The 21627-nt window shown below is 62.6% G+C and carries 22 protein-coding genes and 1 pseudogene; 14 read left to right on the top strand and 9 right to left on the bottom strand.

Annotated features, from left to right (window positions below):
- Positions 1-56 precede the first annotated feature (56 nt).
- Genes B7X30_RS00110 through B7X30_RS00085 form a run of 6 tightly spaced genes read left to right on the top strand, consistent with a single transcriptional unit; the run spans position 57 to position 5113 of the window.
- The gene (locus B7X30_RS00110; RefSeq protein ID WP_286728481.1) at positions 57-449 is read left to right on the top strand and encodes a hypothetical protein; all 393 of its coding nucleotides are present in this window, start codon (positions 57-59) and stop codon (positions 447-449) included.
- Positions 446-826 (top strand): hypothetical protein, encoded by a 381-nt coding sequence (locus B7X30_RS00105; RefSeq protein WP_064971512.1) that lies wholly within the window; start codon positions 446-448, stop codon positions 824-826. Before B7X30_RS00110 ends, B7X30_RS00105 begins: the two co-directional genes overlap by 4 nt.
- The gene (locus B7X30_RS00100; RefSeq protein ID WP_286728480.1) at positions 787-3684 is read left to right on the top strand and encodes a hypothetical protein; all 2898 of its coding nucleotides are present in this window, start codon (positions 787-789) and stop codon (positions 3682-3684) included. Before B7X30_RS00105 ends, B7X30_RS00100 begins: the two co-directional genes overlap by 40 nt.
- Positions 3685-3741: 57 nt before the next feature.
- On the top strand, positions 3742-4152 hold the full coding sequence (locus B7X30_RS00095) for a hypothetical protein (protein ID WP_064971514.1): 411 nt from the start codon (positions 3742-3744) through the stop codon (positions 4150-4152).
- Between the two features lie 50 nt (positions 4153-4202).
- On the top strand, positions 4203-4529 hold the full coding sequence (locus tag B7X30_RS00090) for a hypothetical protein (RefSeq protein WP_156055183.1): 327 nt from the start codon (positions 4203-4205) through the stop codon (positions 4527-4529).
- Positions 4526-5113 carry a DUF6036 family nucleotidyltransferase gene (locus tag B7X30_RS00085; protein WP_064971515.1) on the top strand — a complete coding sequence of 196 codons (588 nt, stop codon included), beginning with the start codon at positions 4526-4528 and terminating at the stop codon, positions 5111-5113. The genes B7X30_RS00090 and B7X30_RS00085 overlap by 4 nt, the downstream gene beginning before the upstream one ends.
- Here B7X30_RS00085 and B7X30_RS00080 read toward each other — a convergent pair.
- On the bottom strand, positions 5110-6426 hold the full coding sequence (locus B7X30_RS00080) for a carbon-nitrogen hydrolase family protein (protein ID WP_156055185.1): 1317 nt from the start codon (positions 6424-6426) through the stop codon (positions 5110-5112). The genes B7X30_RS00085 and B7X30_RS00080 overlap by 4 nt on opposite strands.
- Positions 6427-6529: 103 nt before the next feature.
- Between B7X30_RS00080 and B7X30_RS00075 the strand changes: the two genes are divergently transcribed.
- The 3 genes from B7X30_RS00075 to B7X30_RS00065 are packed head-to-tail and all read left to right on the top strand — an operon-like array spanning position 6530 to position 7469.
- The gene (locus tag B7X30_RS00075; RefSeq protein WP_064971517.1) at positions 6530-6784 is read left to right on the top strand and encodes a type II toxin-antitoxin system HicA family toxin; all 255 of its coding nucleotides are present in this window, start codon (positions 6530-6532) and stop codon (positions 6782-6784) included.
- Positions 6781-7119 (top strand): type II toxin-antitoxin system HicB family antitoxin, encoded by a 339-nt coding sequence (locus B7X30_RS00070; RefSeq protein ID WP_064971518.1) that lies wholly within the window; start codon positions 6781-6783, stop codon positions 7117-7119. Before B7X30_RS00075 ends, B7X30_RS00070 begins: the two co-directional genes overlap by 4 nt.
- A gap of 14 nt (positions 7120-7133) precedes the next feature.
- Positions 7134-7469, top strand: coding sequence for a hypothetical protein (locus B7X30_RS00065; RefSeq protein ID WP_156055186.1), 336 nt, complete (start codon positions 7134-7136; stop codon positions 7467-7469).
- Positions 7470-7659: 190 nt separating this feature from the next.
- On the opposite strand, the gene B7X30_RS00060 is transcribed toward B7X30_RS00065, so the two are convergent.
- From B7X30_RS00060 to B7X30_RS00050, 3 genes are read right to left on the bottom strand one after another with little or no spacing between them, the layout of a single operon-like run.
- Positions 7660-8259 (bottom strand): hypothetical protein, encoded by a 600-nt coding sequence (locus tag B7X30_RS00060; RefSeq protein WP_064971520.1) that lies wholly within the window; start codon positions 8257-8259, stop codon positions 7660-7662.
- Positions 8260-8270: 11 nt separating this feature from the next.
- Positions 8271-9128, bottom strand: a complete 858-nt coding sequence (locus tag B7X30_RS00055; RefSeq protein WP_156055187.1) for a P-loop NTPase family protein — start codon at positions 9126-9128, stop codon at positions 8271-8273.
- A 56-nt stretch (positions 9129-9184) separates the two neighbouring features.
- Entirely contained in the window at positions 9185-10132 is a 948-nt protein-coding gene (locus tag B7X30_RS00050) for a hypothetical protein (RefSeq protein WP_286728478.1), read from the bottom strand.
- A 593-nt stretch (positions 10133-10725) separates the two neighbouring features.
- Here B7X30_RS00050 and B7X30_RS00045 point away from each other — a divergent pair.
- Genes B7X30_RS00045 through B7X30_RS00025 form a run of 5 tightly spaced genes read left to right on the top strand, consistent with a single transcriptional unit; the run spans position 10726 to position 14843 of the window.
- On the top strand, positions 10726-11367 hold the full coding sequence (locus B7X30_RS00045) for a hypothetical protein (protein WP_064971523.1): 642 nt from the start codon (positions 10726-10728) through the stop codon (positions 11365-11367).
- A gap of 59 nt (positions 11368-11426) precedes the next feature.
- Positions 11427-11636, top strand: coding sequence for a hypothetical protein (locus B7X30_RS00040; RefSeq protein WP_156055190.1), 210 nt, complete (start codon positions 11427-11429; stop codon positions 11634-11636).
- A 13-nt stretch (positions 11637-11649) separates the two neighbouring features.
- Positions 11650-12294 carry a VirB8/TrbF family protein gene (locus B7X30_RS00035; RefSeq protein ID WP_064971524.1) on the top strand — a complete coding sequence of 215 codons (645 nt, stop codon included), beginning with the start codon at positions 11650-11652 and terminating at the stop codon, positions 12292-12294.
- Between the two features lie 33 nt (positions 12295-12327).
- Complete coding sequence (locus B7X30_RS00030) at positions 12328-13338, top strand: TrbG/VirB9 family P-type conjugative transfer protein (protein WP_084440236.1); 1011 nt, start codon at positions 12328-12330, stop codon at positions 13336-13338.
- A gap of 41 nt (positions 13339-13379) precedes the next feature.
- Positions 13380-14843: a TraB/TrbI/VirB10 family type IV secretion system protein gene (locus tag B7X30_RS00025; protein WP_064971525.1), complete on the top strand. Its 1464-nt coding sequence runs from the start codon at positions 13380-13382 to the stop codon at positions 14841-14843.
- 43 nt (positions 14844-14886) lie between these two features.
- On the opposite strand, the gene B7X30_RS00020 is transcribed toward B7X30_RS00025, so the two are convergent.
- The 5 genes and pseudogenes from B7X30_RS00020 to B7X30_RS00005 form a co-directional block, all read right to left on the bottom strand.
- A complete protein-coding gene (locus B7X30_RS00020; RefSeq protein ID WP_064971526.1) occupies positions 14887-15180 on the bottom strand; it encodes an HU family DNA-binding protein in 294 nt (97 codons plus the stop codon).
- Complete coding sequence (locus B7X30_RS00015) at positions 15177-17531, bottom strand: class I SAM-dependent DNA methyltransferase (RefSeq protein ID WP_286728477.1); 2355 nt, start codon at positions 17529-17531, stop codon at positions 15177-15179. Before B7X30_RS00015 ends, B7X30_RS00020 begins: the two co-directional genes overlap by 4 nt.
- Before the next feature lie 74 nt (positions 17532-17605).
- A pseudogene (locus B7X30_RS15700) lies at positions 17606-17893 on the bottom strand (type IIL restriction-modification enzyme MmeI); the annotation flags it as partial.
- 42 nt (positions 17894-17935) lie between these two features.
- A complete protein-coding gene (locus B7X30_RS00010) occupies positions 17936-18469 on the bottom strand; it encodes a S26 family signal peptidase (RefSeq protein ID WP_064971528.1) in 534 nt (177 codons plus the stop codon).
- 33 nt (positions 18470-18502) lie between these two features.
- Positions 18503-21469 (bottom strand): Tn3-like element ISPa38 family transposase, encoded by a 2967-nt coding sequence (locus B7X30_RS00005; RefSeq protein WP_003100881.1) that lies wholly within the window; start codon positions 21467-21469, stop codon positions 18503-18505.
- Positions 21470-21627 lie beyond the last annotated feature (158 nt).

Genomic DNA, 21627 nt, shown 5'->3' with positions numbered 1-21627 from the left:
CGCTGGAGTGACGCCCTGAATCCATTTTTGAGCACCCCGATTTTTCGAGGCAAATCATGGATTCGACAAAACTTTTTACGCTTCAGGAGCTTGCTCCTGTTATTAAATTTTCCTACGCGACGCTGCGAAATAGCGTCGTCGTTGACTCGCGCGACCCCAGCCGGGGCGCGGTGCGACTGCGCTATGTGGATCTGCCGATTTTCCGCTGGAGCGGCAAAAATTGGCTGGTGCGCGCCGCCGATGTCGCCGCGCTCATCAACCCGCCCGCCGCCGATCCCGCCGATCCCGCCGATCCCGCCGATCCCGCCGATCCCGCCGATCCCGCCGATCCCGCCGATCCCGCCGATCCCGCCGATCCCGCCGAGGCGCCGACCCCACCCGCCGCACGCCGACCCGGGCGGCCGCGCAAAGGCGCGCCGCTCGCAGGCCCAGCAGGAGGTGTGCAATGAACCCCGCCGACGGAATCGAAATTCAGATTATCGACCGCGAACTGCGGAAGATCGCTGCAAAGCTGGATCTGCCAACCGCGCCGGATCGACTTGACCGAGGGCAGATCGCCAAGGTCGCTGGACTCGGAAACGCGCGAAGCCTGGCTGCAAGCCTTGAGCGTGGAGTTAAAGAGCGACACCCGAAGTGGCTGGCGTTTAGCTCGACGATCAGGAAGGGATCCCACCTCGTCCCGGCCGCCCGCGTCGCCCGCTGGCTTGCCATCGATGAGGGCACGCTCCCAATGCCCATGCCACCCGCCGCCCCGGCGGCCGACCCCGCCGCCGAGCTGGACCGCGCGTGGCGCGGCGCGAAGCGCGCTGTTCGCTGCAAGGGGTGATCGCCATGCCCGCCGCCGCCCAAGCGGCGGGCGTGGCCGTCGCCGCGCCCGCCGTGCCGCCCCCACGCATATCCATTCACCAGCAACAGCAGGTGAAGGACATGGCCACCCCAACCCAAACGCAAATTGCCCGGCGAATTGCCGAGCTGCAGCCCACGCGCGCAGCCATGGCTGCGGCGATGTCCAGCTACTTTCAACAGCACACACGGAAGATCGCGGAAATCGACGGCGTGCGCGAAGCTAACAAAAAGGCGTTCGGCGTGGTGGCAACCGTGGGCTTGGGTAAAAGTCACGGGGTCATGCCGATCGCCGAAGCGGCCCATGCGCAAGGCCTGCCCATAGTCATCCTTGTGCCAAACCACAAGCTCGCCTGGGAACATGCCGAACGGTTGGCCCACCTGGGCGCCGTGGTGTATCGGGGGCGGCGCGAACCGGCAGCGGGCGAGCCAAACGGACCGCCGGTTGATCCAGGACCACATGCCTGCTACCGACTGGTGCAAGTCAGCAAGGCTGGCGACCAGAACCATCGACCTGCCCAGGGGCTTTGCAGCAAGTGCCCGAACGGGATGGCCGCCGTTTTGCAATACGTCACACGCGACGAACTGCGTCGGCAGCGCGCCGAGCAGTTTTTCAAAACATCTGGTATTAACCCGGCGACTGTGCCACCGTGCCAATTTCTGTACAAGGGGCTGCCGGATCAGCTCGCCGCGCCGATTTTGGTTGCGCCAGTGCAGGCGTTCAGCGAAGCGATGGCAATGTGGCGCGAGGTCGACCCAGAAACCAGTTTTTTGACCAGAGAAACCCAACGGCTGGTCATCGTTGATGAGCACATTCCAATGGCCGCCGAGGTTGAGGTCGGCGCTGGCGATATCCAGGTCTGGCGAAACCGCGTTGATGGAATGGCCGAACGACTGGATCGGCAAATCGAGTTTCTGCAAGGCAAAAATGCTCCGACCCAGGCGGAGACCGAAGAGCTTGAGCAGGCGCGCGCCATGCGCGCCTTGACCCCTGAAATTGACGCGACTTTCCGCGCTCTGGCGTCAAAAATCGCGGGCGACATTCCCATTGGGGTTGACGCAGGCCGCATCATCAAGCTGCAAAAATCGGTCGTCAAGGCGGGCGGGTCGGTCGCGGGTACTGCGACGTGGGAAAAGATTGGATACCAGCGCGACGAAGACGACTTTTTCATCCCACTGCGCGCGCTTGTAACGTTGGCACGCAACCTTGCGGCAGGATCGGCCAGGCAGGAGAAGGGCGTGCTGTTCGCCTACGAAACCAGCCCGGTCATCGAGTGGGCGAGGGACAAAGGGAGCGTCATGTTTCTGGATGCGACCATGAGCCAGTCCATGCGGCGGTTCATCGAGGCCAAGGGCGGCACCATCCACAATGCCACGGCAGACCAGAACATGCGAGTCACGCGGGTCACCGGCAGACTGTACAGCCGTGGCGACGTGAGGAAGGACGACTACCCGGCCAAGGCGCGCGCACGGATGGATGACATTCGTCAAAATATTGTGCCGCGGCTTGACAGTCCGGTAGCAATCATTACTCACAAGGCGTACCTCAAATACTCGCAGGAGGCCCACCAGGCCGATGATGCGGCGGAGGTGGCCGCTCAGGCGTTCGAGTCCGCGACTGGCATCCCCATCGGATGGTTTGGCAAGCACGATCGCGGGCTGGACTCATGGGGCGGTCGCAACATTGCGCTTGTGGGCATGCCCCTACTGAGCAAGGAATCCATCGCAGGGGCTTATGCCTGCACCCGCGCGGCCATGATCGACTGTGGAATACCGATGCCCGAATGGGATCAGGTCATGGATAAGGAAAAAGCCGACGCAGACGGCCCGCCCATGCCTGTCATGCCCGAGGTGCGCGCCTGGCTGGTGGACGAATATGCCCAGGGGGTTGCGCAGGCCGTTGGGCGCAACCGGGCGGTTAACCATCCGCGCGGCTGCAAGCCGCTGCAGGTTCACCTTTGGGGTGGGCTGCAGACCGCTGAAATGGACGCAGCGATGCGGTGCTACGGCATCGTGGTGCATGACCGGATGCGCAACCCTAACAGCGCGCCGGGGCCGAAGGTGGACGTTGGCGCTGTGGATGAGGCTATCGAGATGGTACTGGCCACCGGCGGCGCGGTGAGTGAGCGCAGCGTGCGTGGCGCGCTGGTCGGTCTACAGCGCAGCGCTTCAACTGAATCGATCCGCGCCCGCATTCGCGACATGCGCGCCAGCGGTGCGATTCCGGCGGCAACGCGGGTGAAGCGAAGTGACGCAGCCGATACGGCGGAATCGGTTTGTGCCGCCCATTCCGATAACTATGCAGAGTCGGTTGCTTCCATCGCGCCAGAGGCTGATGCCGAAGATGCTTCTGCACACACCGAACCCCAAAAGCAGGGGCAAGAAAAGATCACCCGCTCAGAGGATGCGACTGCGCCGAATTCCTATAAAGAAACTAATAGTGGGAACTCGGCGCAGTGCTGCGGCAATCCAAACCCCCAAACACAGGGGCAAGAAAAGATTTTCCTTGCCCCTGCCTTTGACTTTGACTTTGCTTTTGACTTTTCCGCTGGCGCGGCAACGCTGGACTCGCCACGACTCCAGCCGGACGACGAGATTGCTGACATGCTCGCGGAAGTAGCCGCGCAGATCGAGGCCGACCTGGCGCGCGAAGACGACGACCCCGACCCAGACGAACCCGGCCCGAAGGGACCGTCAGGCGGGCGGCGTGAGCCGCGAGGGCGCGATGGGTGTGACCGGTGTCCGGACATCGCGGCTGCGGCCTCTGCAGCGCAGCGCACTAGTGCCGCCCTTGCGCATATCTCTTACAACAACCCAGGCGACGGAGCGCCGCCATCATGAGCAAACAACGGTAGACAACCTCGGCGCTTGATGCCGGATGCGCACAGGAGATCAGAAATGTTTGAACTTGACCAAGAAACCACGGGGGCGGCGAACGCAGTCCTTCCCACCACCCCACGCAAGGCGCGAAACGCCGACGTGCGCGACGAGGGCCTGCGCATGATCGGCGAGAGGAAATGGCTCGATCCCGAGACCGCCAAAGCCTGCAAAGAAATGCGGGCGGAGATGATGCAAGCGCGCGAGCCGACCGCCCAGGAGATGGGCCTGTTCTTCTACCTGCGCGAACCCATGCTGAAAGACCCAACCTACCTGGTTGCCTGCTGGGAGCGCGGGCGCGAGAAACCTATCCTTTTTCAGCGGCACGACACCATCGGCGCCGCACTGCACGCCATGCAACAGAAGTGGCGAGACAAGAGGCTGGAAGAAATGACCGGCGGCAGCAGCGAAGGGTTTTATGCGGAGTGGTGACGCCGCGCTGAATGCACAGATAAAATCTGAAAAAGGGGATCGGATCGGCCATGAAATCGGACAGGGATGCGGCGTTAGCTCTTCGGCGAGAAGCAATCGCCGAAAAGGCTGCGATCGATGCGCGCTTGTTTGACATCCATCGCATTGCCTGCGAGCAATTTGCTTTGCCAGATGCACGCGAAGCTGTTCGTCATCGTGCGCAGTCGCAGGTCGATCAATGGGAGCGGGGCCATCTTTGCAGCCCCCGTTACATCGCCGCATGGAAGCGAATTCTTGGGTTGGATCCTAAAGATTTCCAAGCTGAAGTGCTGCGCACAGATGCCGAGGGCGTTGCCCTGCGGCAGAACACGCCTTTTGGCTTTCTTGCCAGGCGATGAATCGGCAAGACATTGAGTTGCTGCTGGAGCAGGCCAAGTCCGCAACCCATCACAGCCACTACGTCATCATCGGCAGCTTGTCGATCTTGGGAGCGATAGATTCACCGCCGCCTTCGATGACGATGTCTGTTGATGTTGACCTCTACCCCAGAGACGATCCAGGGCGCGCTGGAGACATTGCCCGCCAATTGGGTCTTGGCAGTGATTTCGAGCAACTGCATGGCTTCTACGCAGACGCCGTATCTCCCCGCCTGCCTGCGTTGCCGACCGGATGGCAGGAGCGCTTGGTTCCTGTTGAATTCAAATCAGGCGTAACGGCATGGTTTCTCGATCCCAACGACGCGGCGGTGTCGAAATACGCACGAAGCGATCCGCGTGATCGAGAATGGATCAGGGCCGGACTCGAATCTGGCATTCTGTCCATGCCAACGATTGCTTATCGGCTTCCCTCCGCTGTGATGGATGACGACGAGGTTCGTATCGCAACACAAGCCATCCTCGAAGACAAGGCATGGATGAAGTCAATCCAGCGACCACCGAAAAGGGCACGGCGAACAGACCGCGACCCCGGCATCAAGCGCTAACCCCGGTTCACCGCCGTCACCACCGCAGCACCCATGAGTCTTGCCCAGGCGGCCGTCGTGGCTGCCTCGACACGGGGCGCCACAGCCCCAGCAGGCTCATACCAATAGTTCGACACACGGAGCACCACCGCAGGGCGCTGCACAAGCGCCTGGAGCCACGGCCACGCCAAGCCTTGGTCGTAGCAGATGCTGGCCCAGGTGCGCACCCCGGCGATGGTCCGCACCGGCTCCCACCAGTGCGACGCCGTGTAGGACTTCTCCCTATTCCACGGCTTCCACATCCCGCCAGGCACCGGCACGGGAGAGGCAAAAAGCAGCGCGTCGCCGCGCTGGCCAAGGCCGACCACGGCATTCAGGTAGCGTCCGTCCCAGCGCACCCGATCCGCCAGCACCGACGCACCGACCAGCCACACGTCGCCTGGACGCATCGCGGCTCGCGCCTGCGCCGCCGTGCCCGGCCCCCAGGTTCCCGCGACGTCCTCGGGGAGAACCACCACAACCCCTCCCTGTTTCTTTGCCCCTGCCTGTGCGCCGCCGAAGGCGGGTGCTTTGGCGTCCCGCGCAGCGGGTGTGCCGTGGTCTTGCGGTGCTGCAGCGACCGCAGCCGCAGCCTGGTTGATCCACTGTTGGTTGCGCGCAACCTCGGCGATCACGTCATCCGTTTCATGATCGACACGGGTGTTCACCCCGATCCAGCCATAGGGTGCGGCGGGCGGCGCATAGAGGGCGTTCGCCACTACCACCAGGACAAACAGACCCCGGCTGACAGGGGCAAGAAAGGAAGGTGCTGAAATCTGTTGATCGTCCGTCCACATGGACTCTGCACGCGCCCAGAACAGGGCCAGACACAGCAGCAAGCCGACAACCCCCATCCCTGGAAAGAGAACCCCGGCCACCGCCAACGGCGACAGCCAGCCGAAGAACCCGAGCGGCGGCAGCGCCTCGATCAACAGCACCGCAACGACACGCCAGCCGCGCGATGCCCAGGCCCATGGTGCAGCCAGCAGCGTGCTCGACAGCACCCACAGGCCGATACCAACGATGCAGCCAGAACCGAAGAAACTCTGCACTTCAGACGGCAGCGCCGCGCTGCCGACGCCGAAGTAGGCCAGCGCAGCCAGGAAACGTCCCAGCGGGCTCTCGGCCAGCAGGACGCCAACGATGAGCAGCGGCGACAAACCAACCCCATAAGGTTGACTGGAGAGTGTCCAGGCCAGCCCCGCCAGAGCAGGCAGCAAGACGGACAACAGGCGGCGGGCTGTGATTCGCCGTAACGAGGGCAGGGCAGTGGCAAGAAAAGTAGGGGGATGCACGACGATCTCCGGTGTGGCGTGGACACACGGATATGCGGTGCAGCGGCAAATATATTGATAGCAGTATTGGTTAAATAGTTATCAACTGTGATATCATCGAATAATGAACAGCAAGCATAAAAAGACGCTTGAGGCGATCTTCTCCAACCCGGTCAACGGCAATCTGGAGCGGGCGCGTATTGAAGGTTTGCTTGTGGCGGCAGGGTGTCGCGTCATCGAGGGAAGTGGATCCTCCGTGACCTTCGAGAAAGATGGATTGCGCGCCTACTTCCACCGGCCCCACCCGGAAAAAGAGGCGTTGAAGTACCGAGTCAAATTGGCGCGGGAGTATCTGGAAAAGATTGGAGTGACCCCATGAATAACGTGATGACTTACAAGGGTTATGCGGCCAGCATGACCTATGACCCGGAGGACAAGATCCTGGTCGGGCGCGTGCTGGACATCGCTGACATCATCGCTTTCCACGGTGAATCCGTGGCCGAGTTCGAGACAGCGTTCCATACGTCGATCGACGACTACATCGGCGCCTGCGCGAAGCTGAAACAACCGCCAGAAAAACCGGCGTCCGGCAAATTGATGCTGCGGATCGACCCCAGCATTCATGCGGCGGCGGCTAAGGCCGCAGCGCGGGAGGGGCAGAGCATGAACAAGTGGGCGGCGAAGGTGCTCGCGGACGCCACAGCGCACCGTTGAACTGGAGAACCATGATGTGGCAAACCATCAAGCTGTATTGGGGCTACTTTCGCAACACGCTGGGTACGCTGATCCTGCTGCTTCCGTTCTTCCTCGCCGCCTGGGTGTTCCATCTGGCGATGGGGCTGGGTAACGGTTCCGGCGACATCTGGATGGGCATCATGGGTGCGGGAGCCGTGCTGCTGCTGTTTCGCAAGCAATGGCGATTGTGGGTGATTCTCTTTCCCGAGTTGTGGGGCATGGCGCGGCCTATTTTCGGAAGCCTCTTTCACATGCTTCGCGCCAGACTCAGCGGCGGGCTGCTGCGCGTGCGCACAGACTGGAATGACCTGCGCCGCGCGATGAAATGAAAACGCCGTGGGCGCGGCCACGGCGAGATTGAGTCACGGACTCCGGCGTCCGGGCGGTTCATGAGCGAGATGGCGAACTCACACCGCCTGCGGAGGTTTTGGGGGTGTTTTCGCCCCAGCAACTGCCACCTGCCGCTGGGCGTTCGTTGCAATGGGATATACAAAAGGGCGGCACAAAATGGCGGCAAACTCAGTGCCGCTGGCCAACCAACTCGGCCCGCAACTGATGAATCTGGCTTTGCATCTGGATCATGACCGGCTGATCCCTCCACTCCACTTGCTTGCCGCCCCACCAGTACCCAGCGATCGCGACCAGCAATGCAGCGGCGACCGCTACGCCCACCTGCCAGGAAAACAGGGTGTCGGACACCGCGCCGCGGATCGCCTCATGGGCTTCCTTTGCGTCCATCTTGACCACCCGGTCAGCCAGGGCCGACTCAAAGGCCGGCATCGCGGCCTTTGCGATGGCCTGCGCAATCTTGTTGGCGTTGATCTCCGGCACAGGGACATTGATCTCGCTGGCGTCGATGTGCGGGCCAATGAGCTTGCCCAGCTTCTCCGCGTCAATGCCGCCCGTGGTGACGTTCTGGACGGCCCGCAGCAGGGCCTCATGATCGACGCGGGCCTGCTCCCTGCGGTTGGACAAGAAATACATTGGCAGGATCACGCCCCATTGGCTGTCGTTGTCGTCGAACTGGGTCGCCAGACGGATGGAGTCGATTTCGGCCTGCTGCTGCGAGGACAGTCCGTCCGGCGCAAAGCGCTCGATCAGATCGGAATAAATGCTCATGGGCGCGCTCCTTAAATGTCTGCCGTATCGGGGCGGACGGTAAAGCTGCCGGACGAAGGGACTTCATCATCCATGGCTTCATCATCCAGGCTTTCCTCGCCGGCGGTTTCCCGCTCCATCTCGGCCAGGCGCGCGCCCGCAGCGCCGCGAAAGGTCTTGACCGCGATAAGCGACCCCAGACCCAGCTTCTTGCCGCCGTTGACCGCCCCATTCAGGACGGCATGGTGCAGTGGCGTGCGCGACAGTTCGGCGGACACAAACGGGGTGAGCACCGGCATTTCGATTTCGCGCCAGCCACTCGCAAGGGCCTGCGTGCGCGTCCCACTCTTGTCCCAGTGCGCAAACTTGTCGCGCGTGCCGTGACGCATGTTCAGGACGACGAACCCGCGTTCATAAAACTTGGGGAACTGGTTGAAACGATCCTGCAACTGCCGCACCGACTCATAATCGGTTCCGATCACCCAGACATGCACGGCGTTCAGCGCCTTCATGACCTCGGTAACTTCACCCGCCTGAGCAATCGCCAGGCCCGCCCCTGCAGGCAGGGAAAACACGATGCGGTTTTCCTCGTCTTCGGGCCAGTCCTGAATCAGGTCGAAGACTTCATTCCCGACGGACACCCACTGCTCGGGCGTTTCGATGCCGCGCATCAGAATGGAAACATCACAATCGCCGACGCGCTCCGGGCTGAACCCGCCTTTGCCGCACACGTCCTGATTCGACGCATCCGCGTCAACGACAAACAGGCGCTTGACCGGACGCGGCAATTTGAAACGCGCGGACTGCATCAGCATGTCGGCGAGGGCACGCGCGGTGAAGCTCTTGCCGACGCCGCCCTTGTCGCCGTCAACGAAATAGGTTTTGATCATCACGATCTCCAGTTGGTAGGTACACAACCAGATATGCGAAGGGGCGGCAAATCAAATCAGTAGGGGATGCCGTTCCTGCGCTCTTCCTCGATGTCTTGCGCCGTCTCGCGCACCGATCTGATCAGGCAAGCCGCGTCATCTTGCCCGAACCCGCCGACGCAATACTTGCCGTTTTTGTCCCTGATTTCCATCAGCCGCTCACTGGTGGCAATGAGGCGCAGCCCATACTTCTTGAGGGTCTCCCGCGTTGCCGCGTCGTGTACCGGGTGATACCCGTTTTTGCTGTTTTCCATCGGCATCGCTTCCGGTGGCCACCACGGTTCATCGTAGGTGATCCGCCCGTCCGGGGTGAACCGCTTGAACGCATACGGCTGGTCGGTCTTCGGGTTGACTGGCGCGGGCTTGTCCCACAGCTTTTCCAGCCATTCCTGCGCGGCGGGGGTCAACTCATCGGGTTTGACCTGCGTCGGATGCCGGTCGCCGAATTGTTCGGCAATCCACTTCTTGGCAAGCTCCGAGCGTTCCGTGTGGGTCAACTCACCGTGTGGAATTTCCGGGAACGGGGCGGGTGAGGGCGGGTTGTGTCGGGGTGATGCGGGTGGGTCGGGTCGGGTCTGTGGCTGGGCTAGAGCGGGTGCGAGCGCGGAAGGCTGCACCTCGGGGTGCGGGCCGTCGGCTTTTTTCTTTGCCCCTTGGGGTTGGGGTGCGGCTTTCACACCCCGTTGCAGCGGCGGCAGCCCATTTTCAGCGCGAATGATGCCCAGATGCCGAACCAGATGGGTTCTTTTGATGGCGAAGCCGTCATCCCGCAAGGCTGCTGCGATGTCTTCCAGCGTCAGTCCAGCTGCCAGGTGCTTCTCAATGACGGGGAAAAGGACACGCACCAGCGAGCTCGGCGACAGGCGTTGCGGGTCTTGCAGTCGCCGCGTCAATGTAGCGTCCGCTCGCTGGCGGATGCGTTCAACAGGGTCTTCAATGAAATCTTCCGTGTTCGCAGTATCCATATCGTACTCAGCATTCGCTGTGGGCTGATGCATGGTTATGGCGACAGGCGGCAGATTCGATCTGACAGCCGGCGCGACAGGAATTCAAAAACACGCCGACAGGATTCAAAAGCGATTTGACAGGCGTACTGACATGTTTCAAAAGCGATCTGATAGGCGTAACAATTCCATCGACAGGTGCGCAAATCGTCTCGACAGGATTCAAAAGCAATCCGACAGGCGTATCGACAGGATTCAAAAGCGATTTGACAGCGGCGCAAATCGTTCTGACAGGCGTATCGACAGCGAACAAAAACGATCTGACAGGCGTAACAATTCAAGCCAGTGGACAACAAACAAGTGCAGGGTAGGGGGCCGTGGCCACAATCCTCGAAACCGCCCGCGCTTCGCTTGTCGGTTTCTGCGTTTGTGCCCCGTCCCCACCTGCTCAGGCTCCGCCCGAGACCCGAAAGGCAGCGTTCTCGGCTGCGCCTTGAACGCCAAATCAATCGGCAAACGTACCCGCGTTGCGTGCGAGATAAGACCAGGGGGCAAGAAAGCAAAGTGCCGCCCCCGCGCATATCCCGGTATCTCCCATTCCTGGACATGCCGTCATGCGCACACCCACCGCAATCTACGCTGCCGCAACCCTGCTCGCGGCCAGTCTCGCCACCGCCCACGCCGCCACACTGACCGTGGGCTACGCCAACGTCAGCCTGAACACCGGAAACGGTTTGTCGTCGAGCGTGCCCGCGCTGCACCTGGCCGCTCAAGCAGAGCTACCTGACGGGTACGACGTCACCGCCAGCGTCACCCACGGCAAACGCGAAGCGGCGAGCGACACGGACGCCCACGTTGCCATCAACGGAAATTTGCCACTGGCAATCGGAACCATTCAGCCCGGCCTGGTGACGGGTTACACCCGCATTGACTACAGCGGCAGTTACTTCCATGACGGCCCCGGCTGGCGCATGGCGAGCGGCTACGCCGGCGCGCGCATCGGCTATCTGTACGCGCCGACCTCGGATGTCTCGCTACATGCTGCGTTCGAGTTTGGCCGCAACTTCGCGACCCAATACACGCAGCGCCCGACCATCGGCGGGCTCTACACCGCAGCCGACATCGGCGCCTCCCTGCGCTTTGGCCCTGGCGCGCTGACCGTCGGCGCGCGACTGATGAATTTGCCGATCAGCCAGGACAGTGGTCTGCACATCCGGACTGCCGAGTACCGCATCGGCTACGCGCTGACGTTCTGATCACCGATCTGCCGCCCCTGCGTATATCCCAGCATCCCAACACATTCGGAGATGCCGAAATGTCCAGCAGCAGCCCGCCCATCACCGCGCGCACGAAAGTGCCGCCGCCACAAAACAAGGCCGTGCATCACTTTGTGCGCAGCCTTCGCCGCTCATCAGAACTCGGCTGGACTGTCGGCCTCGATCTGCAGCGCGCCTGGGGAATCCGCCCCGCGTCCTCACGCCGTGCCGCCCCTGCGTATATCCACTCAAGCAGTTCCCATCCTTGAAGGAGAACCCGACATGGCTCAAGCCAACCCTTACCTCAATGCCCGCCGCGAGTGGGACGAGCGCTACGGCGACCAGATCGCCCGCGCCAAGTCCTGGCGCATCGCCGCCATTGCCGCACTTGCCGTGGCGTCCGTCGCCGTAGCGGGTGTGGCCTACATCGGCGCGCAGAGCAAGATCAAGCCCTTTGTCGTTGCCATCGACAAGATGGGCAGCCCGATTGCAGTGGCCCAACCCAGCAACGGCTCTGGCGTGACTCAGCGCATCATCGAAGCGCAACTTGCCAACTGGATCGTCAACACCCGCATGGTGTTGCCCGACCAGACCGCGCAGCAAACGCTGCTCAACCGCAGCTACGCCATGCTGTCCAGCAATGCCGCCAGCACGGTCAGCGACTGGTTCAAGGCCAACAGCCCGTTCGGTGCGGCCTACACCGTCAACCCGCAGGTCAACAGCGTGTTGCCGACGGGCGCCAACACCTACCAGGTGAACTGGACGGAAGTCAAAGCCATCCCCGGGCAGAACAGCACGACGACGCACTGGAAAGCGCAGATCACCGTCGGCGTGGACGCCAAGCTGGCCGACAAGCCGCAAGTCATGCTCGACAACCCGCTGGGCATTTTCATTCAGTCCCTGAACTGGACGCAGAGCGTGTCCTGATCCACCCCGATTCCATCCCCCGGAGAAACCCCCATGAAACGCACTCTTCTTGCCGTCGCCCTGTCGGCCTCTTTCTTTGCCCCTGCCTTTGCTGGCGGGTCGGCGCCTGACAACGGGCGCGTCAGCCATGAACTCCAGCGTTTTCGCGTCGTCCACCGGGCGATCCCGGTCGGCACGCCCGACAACGGGCGCACCAGTCATGAACTGGTGAACCAGACCCCGCCCGTGCCGCTGTCGTACCGGGCGACCGACGCCGCCGCACAGCAATGGCTGCAAACCGGCGTCGCCAATGACATCATCGGTACGAACGGGCAAGTGATGTACGCCTACGGCCAAAGTCGCCCCACCATCACCTGCGCCCCGCTGCATGTCTGCGTCATCAACCTGCTGACCGGCGAGCACATCACCAGCCTGAGCATCGGCGACTCGGTGCGCTGGCTGGTGCAACCCACGAATGCCGGGGAGCGACCCATTGTGATCGTCAAGCCGACGCAAGCCGGGCTGGTCACCAATCTGGTCGTGACCACCGATGCCGGACGGGTCTACTACATGACCCTGAAAAGTGATGCGCACGACTATGTGCCACTGGTCGGCTACTACGACCCGCAGCAACTGGTCATCAACATGCAGCAGCAGGCCGCACAAGCACGCGCCGCCGAACAAGCCAAAGCCGAAGCCAAGAAGCAGGCCGTGGTTGCCCCGCTGGGCAACATCGACCCGGCCAAGCTGGACTTTGATTTCACCTGCACCGCGGATAACGGCAATGACGATACGAACATGCTGCCGGTGCGCGTGTTTGCCGGTGGCGGCCACACCTACCTGCAGATGCCGCAGTCGATGAAATTCACCGATGCGCCCGCTGTGTTCAACACCAGCAATGGCAACACCGAACTGATGAACAGTCGCCTGGTGCATGGCTACTACGTTCTTGACGGCCTGCCGAGCAAATTCAACCTGACGCTGGGTGTCGGAAAGAACGCGCACACCGTGGTGTGCCAGCACGGCGGGCAAAGCAGCGCCGGCTTCTTCGGCTGGGCGCGCTGATCCATCTGCGGCAGCGAGCCCCCAACACAGAGGCAAGAAACATGAATGACGACAACCAACCCGCAGGCGCAATTGAAGGGGCAGCGCTGCCCGTCCCCACCGCGCCCGCCGCAGAACTTCCCCCGATCGCTGACGTGATCGGGCCGGGAAAGACCAAGGGCGGAAAAGATGGGGGCAAAGGCGACGGAAAGGGCAAGGGCATGAAGCTCAAGGCCGACCCGAAGCAAGGCAAGCGCCTGTCCAAGAAAAGCAAGACGCTGATGTTCGGTGGGTTGACCGTGCTCAGCGCGTTGATCCTGATCGGCATCGCCACATCGGGCAACAAGTCCGCTCCTTCCGAAGCCTTGTCAGCCAGCAGCACGGATCAGGTCGGCATGAGTACGCCGCCCGCACCGAGCGCGGCGCAAACGAGCGCGTTCACCGTGCGCGGCGCTGTCACACAGGCGACCGCCGCATCCGCTCCCGCGCCTACAGCCAGCGGTGCAGGGGCTGCACTGGCACATCCGCAGGGCGCCACGCTGCAACCGGGTCAACCGACGGCTTTGACGCCCGCGCAGAAATATCACCAGTGGCTGGTTGACCAGCATTACAAGCGCCTGGAAGGGCTTGTGCTGGCGGACCAAAGCGCCAACCTGGCGGAGACCGGCGTCGGCGGAAAGGGCTTGATGCAGACTGCCGGGACGAACCAGGCCAGTCCGCAAGACTTGCTGGCGTTGCAGCATCAACTGTCGCAAGCCATGGCGCAAAACCCGCAGGCCGCGAACGATCCCAATGTGCGCAAATTGATGGCTGCGCTGAGTGGGATGAATGGGGCGAGCGGGATGGGCGGCGCTGGTGCGCAGTCCAGCAATCAAGGTTTCCTGGACGTGCAGCAGAACAAGGACGGCAACGGCTATCTGCAAGCCGCTGTGCAGCCCAAGGCGTCCAACCATGAACTATTTGCCGGCTCGGTCATTCCTGCCGTGTTGCAAACCGGCATTGATAGCGACTTGCCGGGGACGATCACCGGCATGGTGCGGCAGACCGTGTACGACAGCCTGAACCCGAGCGTTGTCCTGATTCCGCAAGGCACCAAAGTTATCGGCTCGTATAGCAGCGACGTGGCCTATGGCCAGAGCCGCGTGCTGGTGGCCTGGAACCGGCTGATTTTCCCCAACGGATCGATGATCGACCTCAAGGGCATGATCGGCGCGGACGGGCAGGGCGAAAGCGGCTTGTCCGATCAGGTGGACAACCACTACGCGCGCATCTTCGGCAGCGCCATTCTGATGAGCATGCTGGGGGTGGGGGCGCAGTTGAGCCAACCGCAGACCGGCAGCGCACTCACCACGCCAAGTGCCAGCCAGCAGGCTGCAGGAGCCTTGTCGCAGCAGATCGATACCGTCGGGACGAACCTGCTCAACAAGAACCTGAACATTCAGCCGACGCTCAACATCCGGCCTGGCTACACGTTCAATGTGCTGGTCAACCGGACGATGATTCTGCCGCCGTACTCGGGGAGTTGAGAGCAGAGCATCGCAGGGAAGGGCGGCTGAGGCCGCTCTTTTTTTACTTGTCCGACGACGCGGACGGCTCCAGCCCCTGCAATGGCTTGCCCGGTTTGAATTTTGGAAACCGGGTCGCTGCCTTCTGCATAGGCTCGCCCGTCCTCGGATTGCGCGCCAGATGGGCTTTGCGCAGCGAAGCACTGAACACGCCGAAATTGCGAATCTCCACCCGTTTGCCGTCGGCCACCGCCTGCACGATGGCGTTTAGGATGACCTCAACGGTGTCTTCGGCATCCTTGCGCGAAAGGTGCGGGTGGCTTGCCGCCAAGCCGTCTATCAGTTCAGAGCGGATCATGCCGACACCTCGCGCCGACTCCGCGTTTTCTGGGCTGGAAGCAAGCTCGTAAGCCGCTGATACAGGCCGAACAGGAAGGCCACGCGCGGGGCGTCGGCCTTGTCGCCCTTGTAGCCGTAGGCTGCGTCCACGGCCCGGTCGTTGGCCTGGTGGGCTTTGCGCAGTTCGGCAGGCATGGTCAGCGGGTCGTAGAGATCGGCCAGGGTGGCGCCGGGATACAGCGCCCGTGCATCAAGGACGCCCTGCGCGTTGTGCTCGATGGCCTCCTGCTGCGCGTCGGTTGGCTGCGGCCAAGGAAAATTGTTGTATACGGCTGGCGCGTAGCTATAACGACTTTCCAGCCTACCGCACACCGCACGCATCCATGCGTTGTGCATCGTGCTCATCATGACACCAAAGTGGAAGCGCGTCGCCCCTGGGATGATTTGCAGCTTGTTGCTCGCAATCACGCTGCTGGGCAAGAAGCCCATCGGAATAAAGTGTCGGTTTTCCGATGACACTTCAGGCAGCGCCAGATAGTCGGTTTCAGGCTGACGATCTTGCGTGAACAGTGTCGCCTGGGCCGCGAACTCCTGCACGCTCTTGGTCGGACTTTTGAGCCTTGTCTCAGCGACTGCGCGGACCCGTTGCATGACGGCGGGTGCCGAGCGCAACTCCGATGGTGAAACCCCCTTTAGCCAAAGACACCATCGCCACGTGCCGTTGAGAAAATCTTCGCCACCAACGTAAGGGCGAAGCCATTGCTCCGCACGGGGCTCGATCGCGAGAAGCTCGGCTTTTTGCTGGTCAGTCAGGATCAAGTGCCCGCCGTCTGTCGGCTGACTCCCTTTGAGCAGTTGTGGCATGCCAGGTGGCGGATCGGTCCTCGACGGCAGAATTACGTCCGGCGCGTCAACCAAGTATGGATTGATCCGATTGGCCTCGACTCTCACCCCCTCGCCCTTGGGGTCGTCGCCATAGTCGAATATGGTGCAATGCCTCGGGGCATGTAATGCGAACCCGATGATGACGCAATGCACGGCGGCCTTGCCCTTGCCCTCGTTACTCCACTTGAACGTGCGGTGAGCGAAACGGATTTGAACGCCCTTGGAGAGCATCCAAGGCCACATGGTGCCCACCTGCTCACCCTGGCAGATGCTGTTGGTGGATACGAACGCAACCGCAATGGCACGATTCGGTGCGCAGTATTCGACTGCTCGGCGATGCCAGCAGGTCACATAATCAAGGCGACCGAATCGGCCCTCATGACCCCACACTGATGCCATATCAACCATTTGCTCCGCGTTGCGCCACTGGTGGCCCACGAACGGCGGGTTGCCCAGCACATAGCTGCACTGCTCGGGCGGCAGCACTTCGGCCCAGTCGGTGCGCAGGGCGTTGGCGTGGTGGATGTGCGGGCTATCGACCAAGGGCACGGTAGGCCGAGTGGTGCCGAAGCGCTCGGCGGTTTCCAGGTTCATCTGGTGGTCGGTGATCCACAGCGCCACGCGGGCGATGTGCGCGGCGGATTGGTCAATCTCGATGCCATAGAACTGGCTCACGCGCAGGCGCGACAAGGTGGATACGTCGAGCAGGCCGCGCGTCTGCCCGCCCTTGCTGAACAGCAGTTCAATGACTTCGTTTTCCAGGCGGCGCAGTTCGCGGTAGGCGATGACCAGAAAGTTGCCGCAGCCGCAGGCGGGATCGAAAAAGGTCAGCGTGGGGAGCTTGTCGTACAGGGCTTGCAGCCGGGGTTTGCTGTGGCGGGCGGCGGCGAATTCGTCGCGCAGGTCGTCCATGCACAGGGGGCCGAGTACGCGCAGGATGTTGCGTTCGCTGGTGTAGTGCGCGCCGAGTTCGCGGCGGCTGGCCTGGCGGCGCTCGTCAGGGGAATGCGCTTCGAGCACGCCTTGGAACATGGCGCCGAAAATGGCCGGGGAAATGCCCGACCAGTCGAGGTCGATGCAGCGCATGAGCACGGCGCGCAATTCGGCGTTGAAGGCGGGGATGCGGGTGCGCTCGGCAAACAGGCTGCCGTTGACATAGGCGAAGGCGCGCAGGTCGTCGTCGAGCGTGGTCTGGCGCTGGTCTTCGGCGGTGTCGAGCACGTCGAACAGTTCGGAGAGCGTGGCCCCCAGGTCTTTGCCGTCGGCGCGGGTACGCTCCACCAGGCGGCGGAACATACCGTTGTCGCCAAAGATGCCGGTGTCGTCGGCGAACAGGCAGAACAGCAGCCGGGTGAGGAAGATTTCGAGGTCGCGGCCTTTGAAGCCGATGTCGAGCAAGCCTTCGTGCAGCTTGCTGATGGCGTAGGCGGCATTGCGGTTGATGGGCGATTCTTCGACGATCTGCGGGGCTTCGTCTTCGAGCAAAAAGCTGAACCAGTGCGGATGCGGGCGAAGTCGGAGGTGATGATGTAGCGCGGGCGCTCGGCCTCGGGCAGGGCGATGAAGTAATCGGCGGCCTGATCGAAGGCTTTGTCGAGATCTTTGCCCCGGCTTTTGTGTTCGACGATGAGTTTGCCGGGGATGAAGCTGTCGATGAAGCCGCGCGCGCCGCCGAGCTTGTCCACGGCCTTTTCGTAGATGGTGGCCGACTCGGCGCGAATGCCAAAACACTCGTAGAAGCGTAGCCAGAAAGTCTTGGCATCGGCAGCCTCTCGCTGGGCGTTGGCCCATTCCTTGGCGAAGGCGGTGAGGCGGCGGCGGATGTCGAGGGCGGAAGGGCTAGGCATGGGCGGTGTCGAATCAATCGTGCAACCGCAAGCGTAGCGAACTCAGCCCGCCGACCGTGCAATCACCCGATCCCGCTGCACCACCCCCCAATTCCGGCTGTCGAACGACACCTTCGGATCGCCAGAACCAAACGTCCAATACTCGCCATCCGCAAGCCGGTGTACACCGAAATCAGCGGGCAGCGTCAGCCCTGGCCACGCCTTCGGTCGCGCGATCACCTTGCTCTGCGGCAACAGACGTCCGTTGACAGAGACCCCCGCTGTGGACACGTCCACCACATCGCCCGGCACGCCGACAACGGTTTTCAGAAACGGCGCACCGCCGTTGGGGCACGCGCCATGAACCATGAACGGATAGAGCGTCACCGGGGGGCAAAAGGAGATCAGGTCGCCGCGATGAATCACGGTCTGCGCCGTAACGGGCGTCAGGCGATACAGGCCCAGCGGCTCGCTGGGTGTGGTGTTGAACCGCCAGCCGGTCGCCCAGGCTGTGCCGATCGCGGACGCCGCAATCATGCCCGCCACGGCAGGCCAGCGCAGGCGATGCCAGTTGCTGTGACGAATGTTGATCTTCATGGGGTCGTCTCAGAAAACGGAAAATAAAGCACGCTAAGCCGGTTGCAGCGGCCGTAGCGGCCTGAACTTGCCCGCGCCGATCTTGGCGCTGCTGCGCCAGAGGTAATCGCCGGTCAGGTTGATGTGCTCCCAGCCGAGCGGCGACAGGTACTGCAACAGGCCGTCATCGACGGCTTGACCGTGGCCACGCAAGGCGTTCGCGGCCCGCTCCAGATAGACCGTGTTCCATAGCACGATGGCCGCCGTCACCAGGTTGAGGCCGCTGGCCCGGTAGCGCTGCTGCTCGAAGCTGCGGTCGCGGATTTCCCCCAGGCGGTTGAAGAACACGGCGCGGGCCAGCGCGTTGCGCGCCTCGCCTTTGTTCAGCCCGGCATGCACGCGGCGGCGCAGCTCGACGCTTTGCAGCCAGTCCAGGATGAACAGTGTGCGCTCGATGCGTCCCAGCTCACGCAGGGCGACGGCCAGGCCGTTCTGGCGCGGGTAGCTGCCAAGCTTCCTGAGCATCAGCGAGGCCGTCGCCGTGCCCTGCTTGATCGAGGTGGCCATCCGCAGGATTTCATCCCAATGGGCGCGGACGTGCTTGATGTTGAGCGTGCCGCCGATCATCGGTTTCAACGCCTCGTAGGTGGCATCGCCCTTCGGGATGTAGAGCTTGGTGTCGCCCAGGTCACGAATGCGCGGGGCGAAGCGGAAGCCCAGCAGGTGCATCAACGCGAAGACGTGGTCCGTGAACCCTGCCGTGTCGGTGTAGTGCTCCTCGATCCGCAGGTCGGATTCGTGATACAGCAGGCCGTCGAGCACGTAGGTCGAGTCGCGCACGCCGACGTTCACGACCTTGGTGTGGAACGGCGCGTACTGGTCGGAGATATGGGTGTAGAACGTCCGCCCTGGGCTGCTGCCGTATTTCGGATTGATGTGGCCGGTGCTCTCGGCCTTGCTGCCGGTGCGGAAGTTCTGGCCGTCCGACGATGACGTGGTGCCGTCGCCCCAATGCTCGGCGAAGGGATGTCGGAACTGCGCGTTGACCAGCTCGGCCAGTGCCGCCCCGTAGGTTTCGTCGCGGATGTGCCAGGCTTGCAGCCAGGCCAGCTTGGCGTAGGTCGTGCCGGGGCACGATTCCGCCATCTTGGTCAGGCCCAGGTTGATCGCGTCGGCGAGGATCGTGGTCAGCAACAGGTTTTTGTCCTTGGCCAGGTCGCCTGACTTCAGGTGGGCGAAGTGCCGGGTGAAGCCCGTCCATTCGTCTACCTCCAGCAGCAATTCGGTGATCTTGACGTGCGGTAGGATCATCGCCGTCTGGTCGATCAGGGCCTGTGCGGTATCGGGCACCGCCGCATCGAGCGGCGTGATCTTCAGGCCCGACTCCGTGATGATGGCGTCCGGCAGCTCGTTGGCCAGCGCCATGCGGTTGACGGTGGCGAGCTGCGTTTCCAGCAGCGTCAGCCGGTCATGCAGGTACTGGTCGCAATCGGTGGCCACGGCCAGCGGCAATTCGCTGGCCTGCTTGAGGCTGGCGAATTTCGCGGGCGGCACCAGGTAGTCCTCGAAGTCCTTGAACTGGCGCGAGCCTTGCACCCAGATGTCGCCGGAGCGCAGCGCGTTCTTCAGCTCCGACAGCGCGCACAGTTCGTAGTAGCGCCGGTCGATGCCGGTGTCGGTCATCACCAGCTTCTGCCAGCGCGGCTTGATGAACTCGGTCGGCGCGTCGGTGGGCACCTTGCGGGCGTTGTCGCTGTTCATGCTGCGCAGCACCTCGATGGCGTCGAGTACGTCCTTGGCGGCGGGCGCGGCCCGCAACTTGAGCACGTCGAGAAATTCCGGCGCGTAGCGGCGCAGCGTGGCGTAGCTCTCGCCGATGCGGTGCAGGAAATCGAAGTCCTCGGGTTGCGCGAGCCGCTGCGCTTCGGTGACGCTCTCGGCGAAAGCATCCCAGGACATGACGGCCTCGATGGCGGCGAACGGATCGCGGCCCGCTTGCTTGGCCTCGATCAGCGCCTGGCCGATGCGCCCGAACAGCCGCACCTTGGCATTGATCGCCTTGCCGGATGCCTGGAACTGCTGCTGATGCTTGTTCTTGGCGGCATTGAACAGCTTGCCCAGGATGCGGTCATGCAGGTCGATGATTTCGTCGGTGACGGTGGCCATGCCCTCGATGGCGAGCGCCACCAGGGTCGCGTAACGCCGCTGCGGCTCGAACTTCGCCAGGTCGGCGGGCGTCATCTGGCCGCCCTCGCGGGCGATCTTGAGCAGCCGGTTCTGGTGAACCAGCCGCTCGATGCCGGAGGGCAGGTCGAGCGCCTGCCACGCCTTGAGGCGTTCGATGTGTTCCAGCATGTGCCGCGAGTTCGGTTTGACCGGGGATTGCCGCAGCCAGGCCAGCCACGTCGTCTTGCCGTTGTCGCGGCGCTTGAGCAGATCGTCGAGGCGACGGCGATGCACGTCCGTCAGCGGCTCAGCCAAGGCGTCGTAGAGACGCCGGTTGGCGCGGGTAATCGCTTCGGCGCTCGCCCGCTCGACGGCGTTGAGGGCGGGCACAATGACCGACTGCCGCCGCAGGTGCTCGATCAAGGCTCTGGCCAGCACGATGCCCTTGTCGGTTTGCATGGCCAGCTCGGTCAGCAACTGGACAGCCTGCCGGTAGTGGCCAATCGTGAACGGCTGGAAGCCGAACACCGTTTGCAGCTCGACCAGGTGCTCGCGTCGGGTCTGCTCACGCTGCCCGTACTCGTCCCAGCTTTCGATGCCGACCTTGAGCTGGTTGGCGACCAGTCTCAGCAATGGCGGGAACGGTGGCTCATCAGCGCCAAGGATGACGCCGGGAAAGCGCAGGTAGCAGAGCTGCACCGCGAAGCCCAGCCGATTGGCCGGGCCGCGCCGCTGCCGGATGATGGAGAGGTCGCTTTCGCTGAACGTGTAGTGACGGATCAACTCATCCTTGGTGTCCGGCAACGCCAGCAGGCTTTCGCGCTCGGCGGCGGAGAGGATCGAACGGCGGGGCATGCGGTTTCCTTCTTCTTGAAAACGTAGGTTTGTGACAAGCCCGCCAAGGCAACCGGCGCTGTCATTTTCAGAAGACGAATGCACCAGTTAATTAGGTGTGGCGGCTGTTGTGCGGCCAGCTCCTGACAGTCCAATATCAGAAGTGATCTGCACCAATC

Source organism: Thiomonas sp. 13-64-67 (assembly GCF_002282795.1).
Classification (GTDB): Bacteria; Pseudomonadota; Gammaproteobacteria; order Burkholderiales; family Burkholderiaceae_C; genus Thiomonas; species Thiomonas arsenitoxydans.
This window is presented reverse-complemented; position numbering and strand designations above follow the sequence as displayed.